Raw genomic sequence first — 2,525 nt, 5'->3', positions numbered from 1 at the left:
CTTCAGATGGGAGTGAAAAAGTTTTGAAGGTTATTGCAAAAACAACTCACTTCTGAAAGTGAACGACCGATGAAATAAGATATTCTGAATAAGCCCTCCAATTATTGATTGTTATTTATTGGTTCTGGTTTTTATAGTTTCATAGATCGTTAGCACTGTTTGGGGAGAGGGCAGGGGGCGTTTGCGCTTGTCCTTATACTGTATCGTATCATCATTGCCAACCGTGTCGCCAAAAAAGAGGGAAAGTAAAAACGTTAACTTTTTTGTGATATATTTTACATTTTTATATCAAATCAAAAAATATGATAAAATGTTAAATATAAACAAATATAATATTAACAAGAAAAAAGGAGGCAATTATGAAAAAATCTATTCTTGTACTTTCTTCTTTGGCTGCTGTGCTGCTGCTTTCCGCTCAAGTTGCTTTTGCCCATGAATCCAGCCTACCGACAACTGATATTCTTCCTGAAGCCTTAAATCAGGTGCCCGTCAAAACGCAGAGGTAAAGGTCACTAATTTACTCAGTCAAAACAAAAACACAGATGGGAAAAATTCGCTTTCCACACTTCAGCCATCAGCAAGCCTTCTTCCTCCAGCGCTCCAGAAGGGCACTACATTCAACTTCTCGCAGCGCGATTTCGGCGAATCCGTCGTGCAGACAAGTGACGGCGGCTATGTGTTCGTAGGCTCTACCACGGTTAATGGAAACGAGGATATCCTGTTTGCCAAGACGGACGCATCCCTGGCGCTTCAATGGGCATATACGCTGGGCGGGGCCGCAGAAGAAAAGGGTGCCGAGGTTCGGCAAACGAGCGACGGTGGGTATATCATCGCCGGGACAAGCAATGCGAGCGGTTCTAAAGATATCTACTTGGCGAAGACAGATGCTAATGGAGCGATACAATGGGCAAAAACATATGGTGGGCCAGGCCAAGAAGAGGCTAAAGCGATGGAAATCGGGCATGACGGCGGCTACGTCATTGTCGGTGCCAAGGGAGACAGCCTGTATACGACTGATGCTTTCATGCTTAAAGTGGATGCCAGCGGTAATGTTCAATGGAGCCGGACATACGGTCAGGAGAATCTGGAAGACCGCTTTTACGGCGTAAGCGTAACGCCGGATGGCGACTATGTGGGCGTCGGATATAAAACCATCAAACAAACCGTTCCAGGAGGGACGGAACAAGCGATGTACGGGCTGATGGTAAAAGTATCCGGTTCCGGAGGAACGGAATTCGAATCTACCCTGGACAAATATTCCATGCTACAAGGTGTTGCCGCAACGAGCAGCGGCTATGTGGCTGCAGGGTCCATCAACAACTTCGGTCAACCGAACAGTTCTCAAGGGTATAACATCTTTGTAACCAAGGTCGGCACTTCGGGGGCCAAGTTGTGGACGAACCAGTTTCATTCAACGAATGGCGATTTTGCCAATGATGTCAAAGCGGCCAAGGACGGCAATTATATCGTGACCGGGCTGACGAGTCCGCAAGTGGGTAAAGAAGATTTGCTGCTGATGAAAATCAACAACGCGGGAAATGCATTATGGTCGAATATGTATGATTTTGGAAACACCGGCGAAATAGGCAAGCGTGTGGCAACGACCAATGACGGCGGTTATGTGGTTACGGGTTCGTTCCAAGCGGACAGCTCCAACGGCAATTATGACGTCCTTTTGGCGAAATTCACGAGCGATTAAGCATCCGCGATAAAGTTTTGGAGTAAAGGGGCTGTCCCAAACTAACATGGTCTGACGGCTACCATGAATGAAAATGTACTTGGCCTGTGAATCTGTATGTTCCATACTGGAACCGCAGGTCACAGGCCGATGTTTTTTTGGTAGGACAAACGACAGGCTCATTCATAACCCCTTCGTCAGCAAAATTCAAGTTCAAGCAAGCCATCAACCAGTCCTTCAAGTGGCTTTAGTGGAGGATCAAGCAGTAAGCAGAGTCTAACCGGTACAAGTTCCTAGTTCCAGAAACACTAAGATTCCAAACATTTATTGAAGCAGCGACTTACTAAGAGTGCATTATAATTATAATAACTTTTATAATGAAACCTAGTGCAGCACAAAGGTTAGAAGAACTAGGAACAATACCTTACTCTAAAAAATCACAAGGAGTAAATATTAGTATGGGAAAGATAAAACAACAACATCTCGTTTCCGAGTACAAAAGAGTTTAAAGCTAATCTTTCGTAAAAATGGCCTACCAGTTTCTGAGAACTTGAGGACTGAGAGAACAAAATCGGCTATTCCATTCATAAAAGGCTGTAGGTACATATTTCCGTCTCGGGTGTTTTAATACTGATAGCCCAGCCTCTGGACAGATTTCCGCTACCCGTTAATGTCTGATCAGCTATGAATAAGCGCCATATGCCATTCGGAGACAGGCCGTTAAAATTGCTTAGCGCGACGGAAGGCGATGGCGTTGGCGCCGGGGCAGGCAAGTTGTTGACTAAAGATAAGCTCGTAGGTTTGTAAGTACCGGACGTGATGGCGCTAACGAAATACACGATGAACA

At 45.2% G+C, this 2,525-nt stretch carries 2 protein-coding genes; both read left to right on the top strand.

Annotation, left to right across the window (positions count from 1 at the left end):
* Positions 1–359: 359 nt before the first annotated feature.
* A complete protein-coding gene (locus QJ48_RS39080; RefSeq protein ID WP_237763146.1) occupies positions 360–506 on the top strand; it encodes a hypothetical protein in 147 nt (48 codons plus the stop codon).
* Between the two features lie 146 nt (positions 507–652).
* Positions 653–1,699 carry a hypothetical protein gene (locus QJ48_RS33540; RefSeq protein WP_054977630.1) on the top strand — a complete coding sequence of 349 codons (1,047 nt, stop codon included), beginning with the start codon at positions 653–655 and terminating at the stop codon, positions 1,697–1,699.
* The last annotated feature ends 826 nt before the right edge of the window (positions 1,700–2,525 follow it).

This window comes from Paenibacillus sp. A3 (assembly GCF_001399685.1).
In the GTDB taxonomy this organism is placed as follows: domain Bacteria; phylum Bacillota; class Bacilli; order Paenibacillales; family NBRC-103111; genus Paenibacillus_G.
This window is presented reverse-complemented; position numbering and strand designations above follow the sequence as displayed.

Excerpts from the sequence above, each read along its gene's own strand:
- QJ48_RS39080 (WP_237763146.1), top strand. The coding sequence starts at position 360 with ATGAAAAAATCTATTCTTGTACTTTCTTCTTTGGCTGCTGTGCTGCTG.